General features: G+C 54.5%; 24 protein-coding genes. 13 read left to right on the top strand and 11 right to left on the bottom strand.

Annotation, left to right across the window (positions count from 1 at the left end; translation table 11 throughout):
* The first annotated feature begins 24 nt into the window (after positions 1 to 24).
* A complete protein-coding gene (locus NG653_RS10835; protein WP_256470468.1) occupies positions 25 to 747 on the top strand; it encodes a superoxide dismutase in 723 nt (240 codons plus the stop codon).
* Positions 748 to 1,139: 392 nt separating this feature from the next.
* The gene (locus NG653_RS10840; RefSeq protein ID WP_252741723.1) at positions 1,140 to 2,333 is read left to right on the top strand and encodes an LETM1-related biofilm-associated protein; all 1,194 of its coding nucleotides are present in this window, start codon (positions 1,140 to 1,142) and stop codon (positions 2,331 to 2,333) included.
* Between the two features lie 65 nt (positions 2,334 to 2,398).
* Here the strand turns inward: NG653_RS10840 and NG653_RS10845 are convergent, their stop codons facing one another.
* The 5 genes from NG653_RS10845 to NG653_RS10865 form a co-directional block, all read right to left on the bottom strand.
* Positions 2,399 to 3,154 (bottom strand): LytR/AlgR family response regulator transcription factor, encoded by a 756-nt coding sequence (locus NG653_RS10845; protein ID WP_252741782.1) that lies wholly within the window; start codon positions 3,152 to 3,154, stop codon positions 2,399 to 2,401.
* A 31-nt stretch (positions 3,155 to 3,185) separates the two neighbouring features.
* The gene (locus NG653_RS10850; RefSeq protein ID WP_252741724.1) at positions 3,186 to 3,506 is read right to left on the bottom strand and encodes a 2TM domain-containing protein; all 321 of its coding nucleotides are present in this window, start codon (positions 3,504 to 3,506) and stop codon (positions 3,186 to 3,188) included.
* 17 nt (positions 3,507 to 3,523) lie between these two features.
* A complete protein-coding gene (locus tag NG653_RS10855; protein ID WP_252741725.1) occupies positions 3,524 to 3,823 on the bottom strand; it encodes a 2TM domain-containing protein in 300 nt (99 codons plus the stop codon).
* A 37-nt stretch (positions 3,824 to 3,860) separates the two neighbouring features.
* Entirely contained in the window at positions 3,861 to 4,151 is a 291-nt protein-coding gene (locus tag NG653_RS10860) for a 2TM domain-containing protein (protein WP_252741726.1), read from the bottom strand.
* A gap of 106 nt (positions 4,152 to 4,257) precedes the next feature.
* Positions 4,258 to 5,589: a 2TM domain-containing protein gene (locus NG653_RS10865; RefSeq protein ID WP_252741727.1), complete on the bottom strand. Its 1,332-nt coding sequence runs from the start codon at positions 5,587 to 5,589 to the stop codon at positions 4,258 to 4,260.
* A 376-nt stretch (positions 5,590 to 5,965) separates the two neighbouring features.
* On the opposite strand from NG653_RS10865, the gene NG653_RS10870 reads away from it, so the two are divergent.
* The 5 genes from NG653_RS10870 (at position 5,966) to NG653_RS10890 (ending at position 9,062) form a co-directional block, all read left to right on the top strand.
* Positions 5,966 to 6,583 carry an FMN-binding negative transcriptional regulator gene (locus tag NG653_RS10870; protein WP_252741728.1) on the top strand — a complete coding sequence of 206 codons (618 nt, stop codon included), beginning with the start codon at positions 5,966 to 5,968 and terminating at the stop codon, positions 6,581 to 6,583.
* A 40-nt stretch (positions 6,584 to 6,623) separates the two neighbouring features.
* Positions 6,624 to 6,995, top strand: a complete 372-nt coding sequence (locus tag NG653_RS10875) for a hypothetical protein (RefSeq protein ID WP_252741729.1) — start codon at positions 6,624 to 6,626, stop codon at positions 6,993 to 6,995.
* Between the two features lie 9 nt (positions 6,996 to 7,004).
* Positions 7,005 to 7,949, top strand: coding sequence for a sugar phosphate isomerase/epimerase family protein (locus NG653_RS10880; protein WP_252741730.1), 945 nt, complete (start codon positions 7,005 to 7,007; stop codon positions 7,947 to 7,949).
* 127 nt (positions 7,950 to 8,076) lie between these two features.
* Positions 8,077 to 8,496 carry a DUF2141 domain-containing protein gene (locus NG653_RS10885; protein ID WP_252741731.1) on the top strand — a complete coding sequence of 140 codons (420 nt, stop codon included), beginning with the start codon at positions 8,077 to 8,079 and terminating at the stop codon, positions 8,494 to 8,496.
* A 131-nt stretch (positions 8,497 to 8,627) separates the two neighbouring features.
* Positions 8,628 to 9,062, top strand: a complete 435-nt coding sequence (locus NG653_RS10890; protein ID WP_252741732.1) for a hypothetical protein — start codon at positions 8,628 to 8,630, stop codon at positions 9,060 to 9,062.
* A 126-nt stretch (positions 9,063 to 9,188) separates the two neighbouring features.
* On the opposite strand, the gene NG653_RS10895 is transcribed toward NG653_RS10890, so the two are convergent.
* Entirely contained in the window at positions 9,189 to 9,668 is a 480-nt protein-coding gene (locus tag NG653_RS10895; protein ID WP_252741733.1) for a Dps family protein, read from the bottom strand.
* A gap of 99 nt (positions 9,669 to 9,767) precedes the next feature.
* On the opposite strand from NG653_RS10895, the gene NG653_RS10900 reads away from it, so the two are divergent.
* The gene (locus NG653_RS10900; protein ID WP_252741734.1) at positions 9,768 to 10,718 is read left to right on the top strand and encodes a LysR substrate-binding domain-containing protein; all 951 of its coding nucleotides are present in this window, start codon (positions 9,768 to 9,770) and stop codon (positions 10,716 to 10,718) included.
* Positions 10,719 to 10,766: 48 nt separating this feature from the next.
* Here NG653_RS10900 and NG653_RS10905 read toward each other — a convergent pair whose 3' ends face one another.
* Positions 10,767 to 10,964: a hypothetical protein gene (locus tag NG653_RS10905; protein ID WP_252741735.1), complete on the bottom strand. Its 198-nt coding sequence runs from the start codon at positions 10,962 to 10,964 to the stop codon at positions 10,767 to 10,769.
* Between the two features lie 125 nt (positions 10,965 to 11,089).
* Here NG653_RS10905 and NG653_RS10910 point away from each other — a divergent pair, with 125 nt between their 5' ends.
* Positions 11,090 to 12,394, top strand: coding sequence for a D-alanyl-D-alanine carboxypeptidase/D-alanyl-D-alanine-endopeptidase (locus NG653_RS10910; protein ID WP_252741736.1), 1,305 nt, complete (start codon positions 11,090 to 11,092; stop codon positions 12,392 to 12,394).
* Here the strand turns inward: NG653_RS10910 and NG653_RS10915 are convergent.
* The 4 genes from NG653_RS10915 to NG653_RS10930 form a co-directional block, all read right to left on the bottom strand.
* Positions 12,391 to 12,996, bottom strand: coding sequence for an NUDIX domain-containing protein (locus NG653_RS10915; protein ID WP_252741737.1), 606 nt, complete (start codon positions 12,994 to 12,996; stop codon positions 12,391 to 12,393). The genes NG653_RS10910 and NG653_RS10915 overlap by 4 nt on opposite strands.
* A gap of 29 nt (positions 12,997 to 13,025) precedes the next feature.
* A complete protein-coding gene (locus tag NG653_RS10920; RefSeq protein WP_252741738.1) occupies positions 13,026 to 13,682 on the bottom strand; it encodes a DUF2461 domain-containing protein in 657 nt (218 codons plus the stop codon).
* Between the two features lie 12 nt (positions 13,683 to 13,694).
* Positions 13,695 to 14,498, bottom strand: coding sequence for a TIGR00266 family protein (locus tag NG653_RS10925; protein WP_252741739.1), 804 nt, complete (start codon positions 14,496 to 14,498; stop codon positions 13,695 to 13,697).
* Between the two features lie 94 nt (positions 14,499 to 14,592).
* The gene (locus NG653_RS10930; RefSeq protein ID WP_252741740.1) at positions 14,593 to 15,096 is read right to left on the bottom strand and encodes a DUF4442 domain-containing protein; all 504 of its coding nucleotides are present in this window, start codon (positions 15,094 to 15,096) and stop codon (positions 14,593 to 14,595) included.
* Positions 15,097 to 15,231: 135 nt separating this feature from the next.
* On the opposite strand from NG653_RS10930, the gene NG653_RS10935 reads away from it, so the two are divergent.
* From NG653_RS10935 to NG653_RS10950, 4 genes are all read left to right on the top strand, one after another.
* Positions 15,232 to 15,714, top strand: a complete 483-nt coding sequence (locus NG653_RS10935) for a DUF4870 domain-containing protein (RefSeq protein WP_252741741.1) — start codon at positions 15,232 to 15,234, stop codon at positions 15,712 to 15,714.
* The gene (locus NG653_RS10940; protein ID WP_252741742.1) at positions 15,714 to 16,166 is read left to right on the top strand and encodes a nuclear transport factor 2 family protein; all 453 of its coding nucleotides are present in this window, start codon (positions 15,714 to 15,716) and stop codon (positions 16,164 to 16,166) included. Before NG653_RS10935 ends, NG653_RS10940 begins: the two co-directional genes overlap by 1 nt.
* 121 nt (positions 16,167 to 16,287) lie before the next feature.
* A complete protein-coding gene (locus NG653_RS10945) occupies positions 16,288 to 16,623 on the top strand; it encodes a PadR family transcriptional regulator (RefSeq protein WP_252741743.1) in 336 nt (111 codons plus the stop codon).
* A 1-nt stretch (position 16,624) separates the two neighbouring features.
* Positions 16,625 to 18,334, top strand: coding sequence for a PspC domain-containing protein (locus NG653_RS10950; protein WP_252741744.1), 1,710 nt, complete (start codon positions 16,625 to 16,627; stop codon positions 18,332 to 18,334).
* The last annotated feature ends 8 nt before the right edge of the window (positions 18,335 to 18,342 follow it).

Consider the following 18,342-nt stretch of genomic DNA (forward strand, 5'->3'; position numbering starts at 1 on the left):
AAGCCAACCCAAAAAACGATCCCGATGAAAAAACGCACCTTTCTGAAAAGAACCGCCATGGCCGCCACCGGAGTTACGGTAGCCCCTTCCCTCCTGTTCAGTTCCTGCAAAGGCGAACCAAAAGCAGCAGAACCAGCGGCAGCCGCGTTGGCCCCGGTCGTTTTTGAACTTCCCGAAATCCCCTATGGCTACAATGCCTTCCCGGAAATCATCGACGCGATGACCATGGAGATCCACCACTCCAAACACCACCAGGGGTATACCAACAACCTGAATGCTGCCTTGAAGGAAGCGGGCATTGGGGACAAAACACTTGAGGAGATCCTGGCTATGGACACCCTGCCCACGGCCATCCGCAATAACGGGGGAGGATATTACAACCATAACCTGTACTGGGACGTCCTGACCCCCGGGGAAGATACCGGGAGTGCCATTGAACCGGCGGTAGTGGAGCACTTCGGTTCTATGGAGGCCCTGAAGAACGAACTGGCCGAAGCCGGAGCCAGGCGTTTCGGGTCTGGCTGGGCCTGGCTGTGCCAGGATGCCGACAAAAAATTATTTGTATGCTCCACGCCCAACCAGGACAACCCCCTGATGCAGGTGGCAGAACGCAGGGGAACCCCGCTTTTGGGTATCGATGTGTGGGAGCATGCCTATTACCTGAAATACCAGAACAAACGGGGTGAATACCTCCAGAACATCCTGAAGATCATCAACTGGCAGAAAGTAGCCTCCCGGATGGCATAGGGCTCCGCGCCCCTGTTTTCAGGCATTTCCTTAACGCTGTATTTTTTTAAGGGATTGATGGGCCAGGTAAACCCGAAGGCCCAGCGCGCACATGATCGCCATCCACAATGAAAAAAGGAGTATTTCCATAACGTGTGTTCCTAAGTGTTCTTTCCGGGATCCTGAGCTGCAACGTTTCGGGATCTGCGGGATACGGTAAAGATAGGGATCCTGCCGGCGCGGGAAACTGACAAAAACACTCAGGTATCGCCCAAGCCGGGTGCTGTTCGTCGAAAACCCCGGGTCCGACAGGCGTTGGTCGAAAACAGGGGCAAAAAAGAACGGATGCTTTGGGATGACCTGGTGAGGAATACCTATTTTCACCTAATTTTGGAACCCCAGACCGGCATTCAATGAACCCCTCTGCTCCTGGTTGGATTGATAAATTTGGGTCCCTCACCGGGGACCGGCCCATGCCTTATACCGACTATCGGGGGCTGGATTCAGACCTGAGGGCCTGCGGCTTCCTGTATGGGATCAATGTGGGCATCCCGGCCACTGTGGTCCCCCCCTACCCCCTGTCCCAGGACGAAAATGCCAAGGTAAACCTGTTGGCAGGGCTCAGCTACAGCTACCGCCTGGCCCGCCCCGGGGGCGATTTCGCATCGTTCCTGGCCACTGCACTCGAATTTTACCATAAAATGGAACTGGCCCAGCCCAACTTGCTGCAAAAAGTTTTCAGGAGCGGCAAACCCGCTTCCCAGCTGGAAAAGTTGCTCGATTCGAGGGTCTACCTCGGGGAGCCCCTGTTGAGCCGGACCTTCAACTCCACCATTACCAATATGCTGTTACCCCTCGACCTGCTGGGCTTTCGCGCCTACCTCGGGGGCATCGCAGACCCGAAAAGCCATGTGCAGGAACTGGAATCCATAGTCATCAACCTGATCTACCATGCCCTGGACCCCCGGGGCCCGGGGGAAAGCCGAAAAAAACTCCTGGAGGTCTTCGAGAGCTCACGCAGCTACCTGAAGGCCCAGGATCCTTTCCTTTCCGATGACTTCCCCGCCCTGCTTTCGCACCACCGGGGGACCGATGTGGCCGGGTACCTGCTGGACATTGCCGCCCTGGCCGTTTTGGGACAGGAATCCCCGAAATTCCCGCGAAGGCAAAAAGAGGTATTCCTTCTGGGGGAATCCCTTGGGTTTTCGGAAAGCCAGGTGGAGGCTGCCCTTCGCGATGCGGAGAATTTTTTCAGGCTGTATGAGGACCAGGTCTATTTCCTGAGGGATGCGCTGCCCGGAGCTCAGTACTATGAGAGCATGGCCAGGGTCGTGGACCGGCTGATCCACCGCAACAGTAAAAGGCTCCGGAAAGAACTGATGGAAAGTAAGGAACTCATGGTGCTGCTTTCCAAATCGACCCTGAAGGAACTGACCCCGGAGGAGAAAAAAAAGGTCCAGAAACAACTGCTCGACGTTTTCAAAAGCATCCCTTCCCTGGCCATCTTCCTGCTTCCCGGAGGGGCGGTTTTACTCCCCATATTTATCAAGCTGGTCCCGAAGCTCCTGCCTTCCTCTTTTGACGAAAACCGGGTGGAAAAACCCTGAATTCCCACTATAAGAAATTTCTATAGTGTTTTTTAAAACCTTTTATACCAGAAGCTTATTTGCTGTTATTCCAACCAAAGCTTAAAATCCCGTACCCGTTCCCGGCTCACGATGATTTCCTGTTCCCTGAAGCGTTTGAGCTTAATTTTCAGGCGGGAATTCGAGTAGGCGACGATGTCTGAAATATGGTCGATATGCACATAAAACTTCCGGCTTACCCGGAAAAACGTTTCAGGTGAAAGCTCTTCCTGCAAGTGTTCCAGGGTGGTGTCCAGCAGGTAAGACCGCCCATCCGTGGTGGCGGCATAAGTGCCCTTGTTCTCGCTGTAGAAACACTCCACTTCGTCGGCAGGGATAATCTTCAGGTGTTGCCCTACCCGGGCTGTAAAGCGCTTTTTGTAGTCGCGGTCGAGGGGATGGACCAGGAGTTTTCGGATGTCCTCAAAATCGACCTGCAGGGGGCGGGCCACGGGGTTCAGGCTCCGGAATTTTTCAAGGGCTGCCTCCAGTTCTTCCTCGTCAATGGGCTTCAGAAGGTAATCGATGCTGTTGAGCTTGAATGCCTGCAGGGCATATTCATCGAAGGCCGTGGTAAAGATGATGGGGCATTTCACCGGCACCGCATCAAAAATTTCAAAAGACAGGCCATCGGATAGCTGTATGTCCAGAAAGATCAGGTCCGGGCCGGGGTGTTGGGCAAACCAGCTCACCGACTCCGAAACAGAGTGCAGCATATGCTCCACTGCCACGCCCTGGCGTTCCAGGAGCCGAGCCAGCCTCCGGGCCGCAGGCTTTTCATCTTCAATAATAACCGTTTTCAGGGGTCCTACTTCGCGCATCCTGCCGGGGGTTTCAGGGTTGGTCCATATAGTTTCCGGCTTCACGCCGGTCTTCTTCCATGTATTTCTCGATCATCTTCCGCTCCCAGGTCCTGCCAAAAAACGGGTTCCACTGGAAGGCCGACATGGCGTGGAACGCCAGGCCAATCCCCCAAAAAAGCGGGGTTACCAAAAATCCCCACCATCCCCACGAGAACCCCTTATGGTGCCCGTAAACGAGGTTCATCAGAATAATCAGGGTATTGATCACCATATAAACGGCCAGGTGGGTATAAAAGCCCCTGATTTCCTCCACCCGCTTTTTTGCGCGGTTCAGCTTTTGGCTATTTTCCATGGTTTCCGGGTTTTTTGTTATTCCCATCGGGATCCGTTTTGCTCTTCTTCCTGCATAAATTCCCGGATCTTCCGTTCTTCCCAATCCCTGGAGAAGAAAGGGTTCAGCCTGAAGGTCTTCAGGGCGTGGAAAAATACCCCGATCCCCCAGCCAAAGGCCGCCCACAGGAACCAGGCATAGCGCCATTCGTTGGTCAGGTAATTGATAAGGGCCAGCAGGCCGATGACAAAGATATAGGAGGTCAGGTTCCCGTAAAACTTTTTCAGTTCTTCCACGCGTTCCCGCGCTTTGAGGTATTTGCTTTCGCGTTCGTCCATTTCAGTATTTTAAAAGGGTTTATAGTGAAGGAGTATTTCAGGAGAGTTCCTGTTCTTCCCGGGCCATGAGTTCCCTTATTTTCCGGGCCTCCCAGTTCTTTCCAAGAAAAGGGTGGTATCCGTGGGCTTCCATCCCGTGCATCAACAGGCCAAACCCCCACCCCAGGGCGGGGATCAGGGCCCAGGGGAAGCTTGTAGTCCGCAGGTTGATCCAAAACAGGAAGGGGATTACCAGCAGGTACGAAAACAAATTGGAGTAAAACCCCTTAAGGCATGATACACGCTCCCTTGCGCGCTCGTATCGTTGCTGTTTTTCAAAGGCATCCATTGTGATTGATTTATAAGGTTTCGCCAAAATTCAGAACCCAGACCCGTTTTCCGAAAAAATTGGGATCCAATTGACGGAATCGCCTCCCGAATTGGCCATTCGGCGCTCACCAGTCGTCCCGTTCCATCAGTTCCCGTATTTTTCTGGCCTCCCACCGCTTACCCCAAAGGGGGTTGTACCCATAGGCCTCCAGGCCGTGCATCACCAGCCCAAAGCCCCAGCCTACTGCGGGAAAAAGTGCCCATGGGAAGGAGGTGGACTTCCAGTTGAGCCATGCCAGGAAGGGGATGACCAGCAGGTACGCCCCCAGGTTCCCGTAGAAACCTTTTATGGCCTCGACCTTTTCCTTTGCCTTTTGATAGCGCTTATCTTCCACAAAGGCCTCCTGGGTGACCGGTTGGGTGACCTGGCGGGTAAGGATGGGAATGGCTACCTCGAAAGTGCCGTCCTCCATTTTAATGGCTACCTGGCGCCGGGTTAGCAGGGAATACCGGTTGCGGATGTTCTGCAGCCCAACCCCGCTGGATTTCTTCACCACCTGCTTCGGTTGCAGGGTATTGGCAACCACGATAAACCCTCCCCGTTCCTCCACCCTTATGTGCAAAGGGCTTTCCTGGGTGACCACATTGTGCTTTACGGCATTTTCAAGCAGCAGCTGCAACGACAGGGGTACAATCTTACCCTCGGGGTTGGTGCTCTGTTCCGGGATATCGAATACGATGCTGTCTTCGAAGCGCATTTTAAGCAGGCGTACGTAGGTGCGGGCAAAGGCGAATTCCTCGTCCACGGGTACCACCTCCTTATTCTTCTGTTCCAGGACATATCGGTAGACCTTGGAAAGGCCCGTGGTAAAGCGCTGAGCCTGTTGCGGATCTTCTTCGATCAGGCTGGTGAGTACGTTCAGGCTGTTGAACAGGAAATGAGGATCCAACTGGTTTTTAAGGGCATCGAACTGGGCAGAGGCAGCCCCGGCGATGATTTTTTCCTGCTTCACCCGGGTTTCCTGACGGTACTTGTAATAATACAGGCCGAAAAAAATTGCGGAAACGCAAAGCGCAATCACCAGTGAATTGACATAGTACGCAGCAGATTCCCCCTTGATGAACTCCAGGAACCCCACCCCGTTAAAGCCGGTAAGGATGATGGAACGCGCCAGGAAGATTCCCAGCAGGGAAACAGCAATGTTACCCATAACCGTAACCAGCAATACCTTCCAGTGGAAATTATGGTTGCGCAACCATCCAATGGCATAGCTGATCAGCAGGGCGTTGGCCAGGTACAGGATCCATGAAAAGATCATGTGCTCGAGCAACTCCTGCCCGGAATCGGCATCCCAGCGCAGGCTTCCCCCCCGTAACAGGTGGATGACCCAGAAGACCACGTATAGCGCCAACCCTACCAGGGTGGCATTGCCAAAATGCTTGAGCAGTTTTTTCATGGGCTGCAGGTTTTTCTCAGGCCCGGGATAGCCGGCCCGATCGGCCATTGCGACCAACTGGTTTAAAGGTACCAAAAAGAGAATTTCGACCGGGAGGCACTTGTCCGGAAAGTTCGGGCCACCGGCTTTCAAAATTCGACCTGTTTTCCCCAAAGTGCCAAAAAAAATGGGGCCAGGTGTTCATTTCGGGCCCTGAACCCCCATATGCGACCCCTGGAATGCGCGCCGGCCCTGGCCCGGTTCCTTTAATGAAAGCAGGGGGGTAGCCGGGCCGGGATGGACCGGGTTCAGGGACTGTAGCGCTAATGCAGCCATTCTGAAGGAAGACCTGCAATTTCCTTATTTTAGCCAGGCGTAACACAACAGCGACCTGCCAATGTATATCCCTGACCACTACCAAAACTCAGACGAGGATGCCCTGAGGGACTTCATCCTGAAAAATCCCTTCGGAATCGTGGTTTCCAACGGACCCGAAGCCCCCCTGGCCACCCACCTTCCCCTGCAGCTCCTCGCAGAGCCCGATGGCTCCGTATGCCTCTACGGGCATTTTGCCCGGGCCAACGACCACTGGCGCCACCTGGCAGAGGGTGCTCCCGTATGCTGCATTTTCAATGGGCCGCAGAGCTATGTGTCCTCTTCCTGGTACCGTGAGGAGGAAGTCCCCACCTGGAATTATATCTCCGTCCACGCACGCGGAGCCTATTATGTCCAATCCGAAGCCGCGTTGCTGGCCTCCCTGCACCAGATGGTGGACCTGTACGAAAAGGATTCCACCCACCCCGTTTCCCTCCACAACATGTCGCGGAAGACGATGCGGCAGGTCCGCGGCATTGTGGGTTTCCGTATTGCGGTTACCTCCCTGGAAGGGGCCTGGAAGCTTTCCCAGGGTCGGGAGGACGACCACCCGCGGATTATCGAGGAACTGGAAAGGCGGGGAAGTGCGGCTTCCGCAGTGGCCCGTGCCATGAAAGGCCCCGGGAACCCGGGAAGCTGATCCTGAAAATCCGTATATTTAAGCAACAAAAATCCCAACCATGCTTAAAAGTAAATTCTGGCAGGGCTTTTTTGCCCTGTCGCCCCTGGTTTGCATGCTGCTTCTGCTGGTCGGCTACGGCATTGTGATATTTTCCATCTTCAGCCACCTCCCGGAACTGGAACGCCCGGGCGGAGACCCGCCCATGGCTATATTTGGAGGGTTGGGGGTTTTCCTGCTGCTCGTATTCCTGATGGTGGCGGTTTCCCTTGCCAGCCTGGTCTTCTATATCGTGCATGCGGCCAATAACCCCAACCTGAAGGAAAACAACCTGCTGCTGATCTGGATCCTGCTGTTCATTTTTGCCTCTGGTATCGCCCAACTGATTTACTGGATCATCGAAATCCTGAACAAACCTGAAAATTCCCGATAAATCCCCGTCATGACCATACACTCCAGAAGGACCTTCCTGAAACACTCCCTGTTGGGCGGAATCGCCCTGGCCACCCCAACCCTTTCCGTGTTGGGCAGTCCCCTGACCGCCATCCCTACCGGGGCCACCCTGAAAATCTCCCTGGCGCAGTGGTCCCTTCACCGGGCCCTCGAAAAGGGGGAGGTCAGGGCGGAAGATTTCCCTGTTCTGGCCAGGAAAGAGTTTGGTCTCGGGGCGGTGGAATACGTCAGCCAGTTCTACAGCGACAAAGCCACAGCGAAAGCCTTCTGGCAGGACCTCCGGCGCAGGGCGCAATCGGAAGGCGTTGAAAATATACTGATCATGGTAGATGGGGAAGGAGACCTCGGGGACCCTAAGCAGAAAAAACGGGTGGAGGCGGTCGCGAACCACAGGAAATGGCTGGAAGCCGCCCACCTGCTGGGCTGCCATTCCATAAGGGTGAATGCCTTTGGGAGCGGGGGCAAGGCTGCCCTGATCGACGGGCTCGGGCGGCTGGCCGAAGCAGGGGCCGCGACGGGGATTTCGGTGCTTGTTGAAAACCATGGCCTGCATACTTCCAATGCGGCGTTTATTGCCGAAATCCTCGAGGCTGTGGACAGCCCTTACCTCGGGACCCTCCCTGACTTTGGGAACTGGTGTTTGAACAAGCCCTGGGGCAGCACCCAGGATGGGGAGTGTACAGAAAGCTACGACCCGGTCAGGGGCCTTGAGGAACTCCTGCCCTTTGCCCGCGGGGTGAGTGCCAAGTCGTATGATTTTGATGCTGACGGAAATGAAACCCTGCTGCCCTACCCCACCCTGCTTGAGAAGGTAAAGGCTTCGGAATTTTCGGGTTACATCGGCATTGAATACGAGGGACACCGCCTGTCGGAATACGAAGGCATCCGGGCGACAAAGTCCCTCCTGGAAAAAGTGTGGTCAACCTTGCCCTGACCGGGCCGCACCCGGTCGGCCTGTTCGGCAGCCTGTCCGGCAAATTCGCCAACTCAGTCACCCCGGTTTGCGAAAGCGCAGGGGTTGGGCCAGATTTGCCCCCGTAACCCAATAAACGCCAATACCCATGAAATCACCTTTTTATCTTTTGTTCTTCCTGGCGGGTCTCACTTACGGGCAGGCCCCTGCCGACGAAGGGGTCACCGTTACCATTATCCTGGAAAACGTCCTCAACGACCAGGGCGAAATCCTGGCGGGCCTGCACACTTCAGAAACCTTTATGAAAGGGGGCGGCATCGCTTCGTACCGGGGCGCCGCCGAAAAAGGGGTCCTCACTTTTCAATTCCCAAATGTGTCGCAAGGGGTGTATGCCGTTTCGATCCTGCACGACCTCAACGGCAACGAGCGCATGGATTTCCAACCCGGCGGCATGCCGTCGGAGCCCTATGCCATGAGCGGGAACGATATGAGCATGGGGCCGCCTTCCTTCGAGTCGGCCCGGTTCACAGTCGGCACTGAAGACGTTAGCCTTCGGATCCGCTTTTAAAAAAACATGACAATAGGGTAGGGAGTTTCTCGTTAGGATTGTTGTATAGATCCAAATCTTAACATTACAATCCTATGAAAACTTTGAATTTCGCAAAAGCAAATGTTTTAAGAATCCTGAAAACAGCCCTGTTGGCACCGGTCTTCATCCTGTCTTTGTCCTGTAGCAATGATGATGACTCCTTTGCCCGGGTAACCGTTAACGGAACCTTGCTGCAGACCAGCGCTTCGGATTTCACCATTGGCGACCGTTCTGATTTTAACGGGGACATCGACGCCAGCTTTACGGGAAACGGAGGAACAGCCACCCGTATGTTTTCCTGGAACAACAACCTGAATACGGCCGATTACAATGCAGATATCACGGCTACTACTGAAGGGACCTTCCAGATCATTGTGGAGGATTCCGAAGGAATGGTCGTTTTGGACAGGACGATCCAGGGTGGTGCTGAACCGGACACCATATGGGGGGTAACGGAAGTCGGGGCCTCCGGTATTTGGACCGTAACGATCCGCGTAACAAATTTCAACGGAGATGGCAGTTTTTCCCTGAGCGAGGGGAATTAGCCTTTCATAAATTAAAAACAAAAAGCGCTGTCAGCCTGCTGACAGCGCTTTTTATTTATTTGCGGGAACGGCGTATACGGGCACTTACCCCAATGAAATTTCGGGGGTTTCCATAAAACCCTTCTGTCAGATCTTCTCGGCGAGCCAGGCCTTCATCATCCAGACGGTCTTCTCCTGTTCGGTGATGAAGTCGCTCATCATGGCGTTGGTCCCTTCATCATTGGCCTTGTCAGAGGCCTCCAGGATTTGCCGTTCCAAAATCAACAATTCTTTAAGGCAATCTACAATAAGCCTTATGGCTTCCTCATCCTTGGAGATATTCTTCCCGACAGGGACCCGGGAAGCCCGGGTATAGGCCTCAAAGGTATGCAGGGGCACTTCCCCCAGGGTGAGTACCCGTTCGGCAAGCATATCGACCTTCATGTTGGCGTCATTGTATAACTCCTCGAATTTGGCGTGCAGGTCAAAAAAACTCCTGCCCCGGATATTCCAATGGATGCCCCGCAGGTTCTGGTAATAGGTTTGGAAATTCGCTAAAAGGATGTTCAGGTCTCCGGCGAGTTCCTTTGACTGGGTAGCCGGCAGACCAATACTGTTAAGATTCATAAGCTTTCGTTTTCCATAAAGATACTAAATATAAAAAGGCATTTCAATCAGGTTTATCGATACTTTTAATACCTTTAATCCGGTAAATAGGTAATATCAATGACCATAACCCAACTGCAATATGTGCTGGCGGTGGCCGAATACCAGAATTTCACCCTGGCCGCGGAAAAATGCTTCGTGACCCAGCCAACCCTGAGCATGCAGGTGCAAAAACTGGAGGATGAACTCGGATTGCAGATTTTTGACCGGGGCAAAAAGCCGATTTCCATCACCGACGCCGGACGGAGAATCGTGGAGCAGGCCAGGAATATCGTTAACGAAGCCGCGCGTATCCGGGATATCGTAGACCAGGAAAAGGGGTTTGTGGGGGGCACCTTTACCCTGGGGATCATCCCGACAGTCATGCCCACCCTCCTGCCCATGTTCCTGAAAACCTTTGTGGAGCGGTATCCCAAGGTACACCTCATCCTTCGGGAACAGAACACCGAAAGCATGATCCGCAACCTGGAAGAAGGACACCTCGATGCCGGAATTGCCGCCACCCCCCTGGAAAAAGAGCACCTGGTGGAACGACCGCTCTATTACGAACCCTTTGTGGCCTACGTGCCCGCAGGGCACCGGCTGGGCTCCCTGGACCGGCTGCAGCCCGAATACCTGAACCTCAGCGACATTCTGCTCTTACAGGACGGGCATTGCTTCCGCGACGGGGTGATCAACCTGTGCAAGGCCATCGGGGAAGCCGGGGAAGATCACTTTGAACTGGAAAGCGGAAGCTTCGAGACCCTGGTGAACCTGGCCGATGAAAATATGGGAATGACCCTGCTCCCCTACCTCAATACCCTGGGCCTTTGCGAACGACGGAAGCGAAACCTTAAATATTTCACCGATCCGCCCCCGGCAAGGGAAGTCAGCCTGATTTACCATAAAAAAGAACTCAAGCACCAGATCACCGAAGCCCTGCGGGAGGTAATCTCAGGAGTGATCCGGGGGGCCATCACTTTCCAGGACGTAAAAATTATCAGCCCCGGCAAACGGCGAAAGGGGTTTTGATCCCCATGGGCAAAAAAAATCCCGCCGGGGGGCGGGATTTCCAATGAGTTAAGCTGGCAAATAGGCCAGGCTTTGCTGAAGTTCCGGTTTGTCCGTCACAAAGTGCAAGAGCCATTCTTTTAATTCCTGAAGTTCATTGGGCAAAAGCCGTTGGATGGCTTTTTTTAATTCCCGGCTGAACAACCGCGCATCGAAACTTACTTTTTGGAGCACCGTTTTGGTGTACTCCAGCATCGATCCTGCCATAATTCAGTAAAGGTTTAGTTAGATTGTTGTTACTAAATTAAGTCATAAACAACCAATTATATTGCACAAAATCAGTTAAATATTTAATAAATTCATATAAAATTCGATCAACACCAGCCTAATCCTTGTCAACAACCACCACGCTATTTCGCAGATTCCCCGGATTTTACCTGTGGCTCGCCTTTGGGCTCGCCTTTGTTATCACGGGTTGCTCCTCCCGAAAGAGGGCGCAGCAATTCCTCCACAAACAACTTGCGCCCATAGAAGACACCGAACAATTTACCGGACTGCTCATGGTGGATGTGGCAACTGGGGATACCCTCATTGCCCGGAACCCACAGCGCAATTTTACCCCGGCAAGCACCCTGAAAGTATTTGCCCTGTACGCCGGCCTGAAAACCCTCCCCCCCCGGATTCCGGCCCTGAAGTACCAGTACCGGGGTGATACCCTGCATCTGCTCGGGACCGGGGACCCCTCAGCCCTGCATCCGGTGCTGGCAGACAGTACCGCCCTGAAATTCATTCAGGGATCACGGGTAGTGGTACTCCATCAGGGCAACCTGCAGGATCCACGGTGGGGCGATGGCTGGGCCTGGGACGATTTCGACCGCTATTACATGCCTGAAAAATCGACCCTCCCCATCCATGGAAATGTGTTGCGCCTCGAGCGGGCACCCGGGGGGGTAGTCATTCGCCCTGTGGAATTCACAGACAGCCTTAGCCTGCAATCGCAGCGCTACAGGAGGTCCCTGGCCGGCAACCAGTTCTTCTATGGGCCCTCCCTGCCCGATACGGTGGAAATTCCCATGCTCCTGTCGCCCGGACTAATCCATGATTTGTGGGCCTCGGCGGCCGGAAAGCCCCTGCGGAAGGGAACGGATCCCCCCGCGGGCAGGTGGGAGGTCCTTCCCGGCATGCCCTCCGACAGCCTCTACCGGCATATGATGGCAGTAAGCGATAATTTTATTGCAGAACAACTCATGCTGCTGGTTTCTTCCACCCTGGGCGACAGCCTTAGTTTTCAATCCGCCCGGGACCATATACAGGAAACCTACCTCCGGGGGATTCCAGGGCCCGCCCGCTGGGTGGACGGGTCCGGCCTTTCCCGGTACAACCTGGCTTCCCCGGAGTCCCTGGTTGCCCTCCTGATGAAGCTCTACCGGGAGGTGCCCGAAGAACGGCTTTTTTCCCTCATGGCCCGCGGGGGGGAGGATGGCACCTTAAAAAAGGGGTATTCCGGACCGGAAGGGCCTTACCTGTTCGGGAAAACCGGGAGCCTGGGCAACAACCACAACCTTTGCGGATACCTGCGGACCCGATCTGGAAAAACCCTGGTGTTCAGCTTTATGAACAACCATTACTCAAAACCCACCGCCCTGGTAAAACAACGGATGCAGCGGATCCTGGCCTGGATCCACGAAAACTACTAAAGCGTCAGGGAATGCCTGGCCAGCGGGCCGAACAGCAGGGCGTGTTGTAAGAGGATAAGCGTTTTGGCATCGCGGACCTCCCCGTGGCGGAGGGCATCGGCCACGGCCGCGTAAGGCCACTCCAGTACCTCGATGTCTTCGGATTCCTCAGGTTTCCCCCCACCCTCGCCGGTTTTCATTTCCGGACGGTAAAGGGCCTGATACAGAAAAAGCCTTTCAGTAACGGCCCCGGGGGAGGTATAGACCTCCCCTACCTTCTCCACATGCGGCACGGTATACCCGGTTTCTTCAAGGATTTCCCGACGCAGGCATTCCTCCGGGTCCTCCCCGTCCAGCATCCCCGCGCATACCTCCGTGAGCATGCCGTCAGGGTTTTGGTTGATATAGGTAGGCAAGCGGAACTGGCGGGTAAGCAGGACGGTTTCCCGCACCGGGTCAAAAAGGAGGACGGCCACCCCATTCCCCCGGTCGTAGGCCTCCCTTTGCTGCCGGTCCCAGCGGCCATCGGCCCTCAGGTATTCAAACGTGTACCGGTACAGGGTATACCAGGCCGCGGAAAGGGTCTCCCTCCTCAGGTTTCTAACTCGGTCTGTAATGGACATACATATGGTCTTGGGGGCCCCGGCGGCAATCAATCCACCTCCAGGGCCCGGTTCAGATAGCGGCGGAAAGGCAACATTTCCCGATAGGTATCGAGCACGAAACCCTCCAGCTCCCCGGAAGCCAGGGTGCTGCGAGCGAGCGGCCGAACAACCGCAAAACTCTTGTTCCTGAGCAGTTCCGCATGCGGATGGTCCGGGGAAAAGCCCTTGGGCATGCGCTGGAGTTTTTCATCTTCGTAAAGGCCCTGAAACCCCTTCCTGAAGGATGGCTTTTCCAGGATGGCCTGCAGCACTTCCCCATCGTAATCTATGGCTTCCCGAAGCTTGCGGAGCCTTTCGGGGCCGGGCCGCCAGATCCCACCCGCCAGCAGGGATTCCCCTATCCCGACCTGGATGTAGAAATCCCCCTTGCCGGGGGCCTTGTCCAGGCCGGCCCCAAAATGGTCCTTGTATACGGGCCGGTTCGGGTGGTATAACAGGTTGTTGTTGATCCGGTTGATACCCGTTTTCCCGGGGGTGGGATAATAATCGGGGTCCAGGGCCGCCAGCTTCCCATCCAGGTCATCCAGCCAGAGGATGAAACTCTTTCGAAGGGCCTGGTACTCCTTGCGGTTCCGGTCCATCCATTCGCGGTTGTTGTTCTCGCTGAGCCGATGGAGAAAATCCAGCAGGGCGTTGAAATCCATAAAAAAATTGTTTCAGCGGTTGTCGCCCATAATGATGTCGCCGATACCCCCGAGGAGGCTTCCCTCCCCTTTCTGCTTCCCTCCCCCTCTGGGCGCGGCTGCCCAAACCCGCTGCGCGAGCCGGCTAAAGGGCAGGGACTGCACATATACGATCCCGGGGCCCCTGAGGGTGGCAAAAAAGAGCCCTTCGCCCCCGAATAGGGAATTGCGGATGCCGCCGATGAATTCGACGTCATAATCCACGGTATGGGAGAAGCCCACCAGGCACCCGGTATCGACCCTCAGGGTTTCCCCCGCCTGCAATTCGCGCCGGGCCATGGTGCCCCCGGCGTGCACGAAGGCCATGCCATCGCCTTCCAGCTTCTGCATGATAAACCCTTCGCCCCCAAAAAGGCCCCTCCCAAGCCTTTTGGAAAATTCAATGCCTACGGATACCCCTTTGGCAGCGCACAGGAAGGCATCCTTCTGGCAGATAAATTTGCCCCCTTTCTCCGAGAGGTCTATGGGGAGGATTTTTCCCGGGTAAGGGGAGGCGAAACTAACCTTCCGCTTCCCCTGTCCCACGTTGTAGTAAGCGGTCATAAAAAGGCTTTCCCCGGTAAGGATCCGCTTGCCGGCTGAGAAGATCTTGCCCAGGATGTCTCCCTGCTGATCCTTATGGGAGCCATCCCCAAAGATGGTTTCCATTTTTATATCCGGTTCCATCATCATAAAACTTCCGGCTTCCGCCACTACCGCTTCCATCGGATCCAGTTCGATGGAAACGTACTGCATCTCTTCTCCGAAGATGTCGTAGTCTATTTCGTGTGCATTCATGGTTTGACTGATAGCTTAAACGTTCGTTGGTTTATTGAAAGAAAGATAGTTTATTAAAATTAAAATTTTAGGGGAATCCTCCCGCCCCAGTATATTAACTACCCGCTTCCGGAGGCGGGACATTTTCAGCGGGGACCTGTACACCCTGTTTCACCTTCAGGGTCCACTCGAAATGGAATTCGCTGACTATCTGCCCGGCTTCATTCCTGCCCGTGGCGGCCATCCATAGGGTATGGCCCTCCCCGGTGGCCAACACCTGTTGCATCACCTCTTTCAGCGCGTCCCCGTCCTCACAGCGAAACTGGATCCGTCCGGTAGCCTTTTTGGAGAAATGCGCGCGGTTGTTGAGCACCAGCATGGAAACCTCGCGGCCGCTTTTTCGTATTTCCTGCATTACCAGGGTACCGGTGCTCAGTTCTGCAGCCATTCCCTGTACCGCCCAAAACATGGAGCGAAAGGGATTTTGGTTCATCCACCGCAGGCGAACCCCGGTCTGGGCAAAGCCGTCCCCCACCTCTTCCAGCCGAACCCCGCACCACCATGCCGCAGGCAGTTTAAAAAAGAGATAGCTATTGAACTTCCTAACGAATCCGGCCATTCCCATCGAGTAATTCCCCCTAAAGGTATTGAAAAACGCAGCATGACAATATGTTAATTTTATGTTAATATATGGTACTATGTTTTGCATATTACTATCCTTTGTATATATATTTGCATAAGAAACAACTATGCCATGACAGACTCAATTCCCAAACACGAGCGAAACCTGTCCGCCGTGATCCACGGGGCCACCCTGGGCCGGTTCTTTGTCCCCTTCGGGCAGTTCCTGCTCCCGCTGGTGTTTTGGCTGCCCAACCGCAACCAGTATCCCTTTGTGGATTACCATGGCAGGCAGGCCCTGAACTTCCAGATCAGCATGGCCCTGTACCACCTGCTTCTTGGCCTGGTGTCCGTACCTTTTTTTCTCGGTTTCTTTCCTAACGTACTGGAATGGAATTCCTTTGAATGGGGGCATTGGAATGGTTTCTGGCCCTTCAGATTTCATTTCAACACCCATTTTTCAGACGTGCCCGGCCTGTGGTTGCCCCTAGGCCTGGCCGGCCTGCTGCAACTGGGGTTGTACGGCTTCAATATCGCCTATACCCTCCTGGCGACCATAAAGGCCAGTGAAGGCACCTATTTTAAATACCCTGTAACCATCTCATTCCTTAAATAATGAAACCCCGTTCCAAAAGCTTCCTGTTTCCATTGCTGGCCTCGGCCCTGTGCGCCTGGGGCCAGGTCCCGGAGGATTCAGAACTGTACCGGACCATCCTGGATATGGACGCTGCCTATTTCACGGCCTATAACACCTGCGACCTGGAAACCCAGGCAAACCTGCTCAGTGACGACCTGGAGTTCTACCACGACATGGGCGGGTTGAGCACCTCGAAAAATGAAATTATAAAAAGCATCGAAGCAAACATCTGTGGGAAGGTTACCCGAAACCTGGTAGAAGGCAGTGTGGAAGTGCACGAAATCGCGGGATTCGGCGCCATTGAAATCGGGTATCATACCTTTTTCAACAACCAGGAGCCTGAGGCACCTTCCAAACCCAGCCGGTTTATAACGATCTGGAAACGGAACGACGGTGCCTGGAAGATGCACCGCATTGTAAGCCTCCACTGATAAAACGAAGTTTATTCATCAATCCAATCATCAATCAATCAAAATCATGAACCCTCAAAAAACGAACAGTTAACCCGGGCCCCTGCCTTAACCGGCAGGGGATCACAGAAGCAACAAGATTATGAACATAGAGAATACCAAAGCACAAATGCGCAAAGGGGTGCTGGAGTACTGTATCCTTTCCATCCTCAGTGGGGAAGACAAGTACGCCTCAGAAATCCTCGACACCCTGAAAGACGCGAAAATGCTGGTTGTTGAGGGTACCATCTACCCCCTGCTCACCCGGCTGAAAAATGCGGGCCTGCTGAATTATCGCTGGGAAGAGTCCAGCTCCGGGCCTCCAAGGAAGTACTACGGCCTCACGGAGACCGGAAAGGTTTTCCTGAATGAACTCAATACCACCTGGGATGAACTCCGCACGGCGGTAAACGTGGTAACGAACGCTAAAAAGAAGTAACATGAACAAGACGGTTAACATAAATCTGGCCAACATGCTTTTTCATATCGATGAAAATGCATTCCAAAAGCTGCAACGCTACCTGGAGGCCATCAAAAGATCCTTTTCGGGAACCCGTGGGAGCGATGAAATCATCGCCGATATCGAGGCCCGGATCGCAGAGCTCTTCTACGAAAAAGTGGAAAGCCAGCGGCAGGTCATAACCATGAAGGAGGTAGATGAAGTCATCTCCATCATGGGACAGCCCGAGGATTACCACATCGATGAGGAGATTTTCGAAGACGCCCCCCCTGCAGGACAACCGGCATCCCGCCCCAGGGTGAAGAAGCTATACCGCGATATGGACAACAAGTTCATAGGCGGGGTCTGCGCCGGCCTGGAGCACTACCTCGGCCTGGATGCCTTGTGGATCCGGCTGATTTTCCTCTTCCTGGCCATTTTTGGCAGCGGCTTTGGGTTGATTGCCTACATCATCCTTTGGATCCTGGTCCCCGAAGCGGCCACCACGGCCCAGAAGCTCGACATGACCGGCGAACCGGTGAATATCAGCAACATCGAACGCAAGGTAAAGGAAGGCATTGACGATGTGGCCGACAAGGTTCGCAGTGTAGACTATGAAAAGGTGGGGAGCCGGGTCAAGCAAACCGGTAAGTCCTTTTTCGATACCCTGGGGGACATTATCCTGTTCCTGTTCAAGGTGTTCGGCAAGTTCATCGGCATTGTTCTGATCCTTGTCGGGGCCGCCACCCTCCTCGGGCTGTTCATAGGCCTGTTCACCGTAGGCATCATGGATGCGATCCATATCCCCGGCATTGACCTGATGGGGCTGATCACCGATGTCCCGGTATGGCTGGCTTCCCTTTTGATGTTCTTCGCCGTGGGGATTCCCTTCTTTTTCCTGATGTACTTGGGCCTGAAAATTTTGGTGACGAACCTGAAATCCATCGGAAACATCGCGAAATTTTCCCTGCTGGGGCTCTGGCTGATCTCCATCATTACCCTGAGCGTCCTGGGGATCCGGCAGGCTTCCGCCCATGCCTTCACCGGCAGCGTGAGTGAAACCCATGCCCTGGCCCCGGTCGATTCCCTGAGGATCCAGTTCCGCGACGCGGAATCCTCAGACCTGCCCTCGGCCTGGGTGGGAGGCGTGGAAGTCCGTTATGACGAAGGCGATAATGCCCGATTGTATTTCGACGACATCCTGCTCGATATCCAAATGGCGGATGATTCCGTGGCCAGCTTGCGGATCCGGAAAGACGCCGACGGCCGTTCCTTTGCCGATGCGAGGGAAACAGCTGCAGCCATTGACTACGCCTTTGCTTTTTCGGGCAGTACCCTGCAACTGGATGAGCATTTTACCACCCATGCCGAGAACAAGGTGCGCGACCAGGAAATAAGGTTGACGCTGTATGTGCCGGAGGGGACCGTGCTGTCTTTTAACCCGGGGGCCGGGGACCACCTTAGCCGCAGGATCCGAAACGACCGTGACCTCAATCGCAAGCGTTTGGCCAACTACACCTGGAAAATGGATGGAGAAGGCCGGCTGGAATGCCTCGACTGCCCTGAAGACCTGCCCGGCGAAACCGGAAACGGACACATCATCATCAATGAAGACGGGGTGGATATCGACCTGAAGGACGACACCGACGCCCTGCGCGTAAAAATCGACGAGGAGGGGGTCCGGGTGAAAGCCGGGCGGGACGACCATTGACCGCTTCA

The sequence above is a fragment of the Robiginitalea marina genome (genome assembly GCF_024006985.1).
In the GTDB taxonomy this organism is placed as follows: domain Bacteria; phylum Bacteroidota; class Bacteroidia; order Flavobacteriales; family Flavobacteriaceae; genus Robiginitalea; species Robiginitalea marina.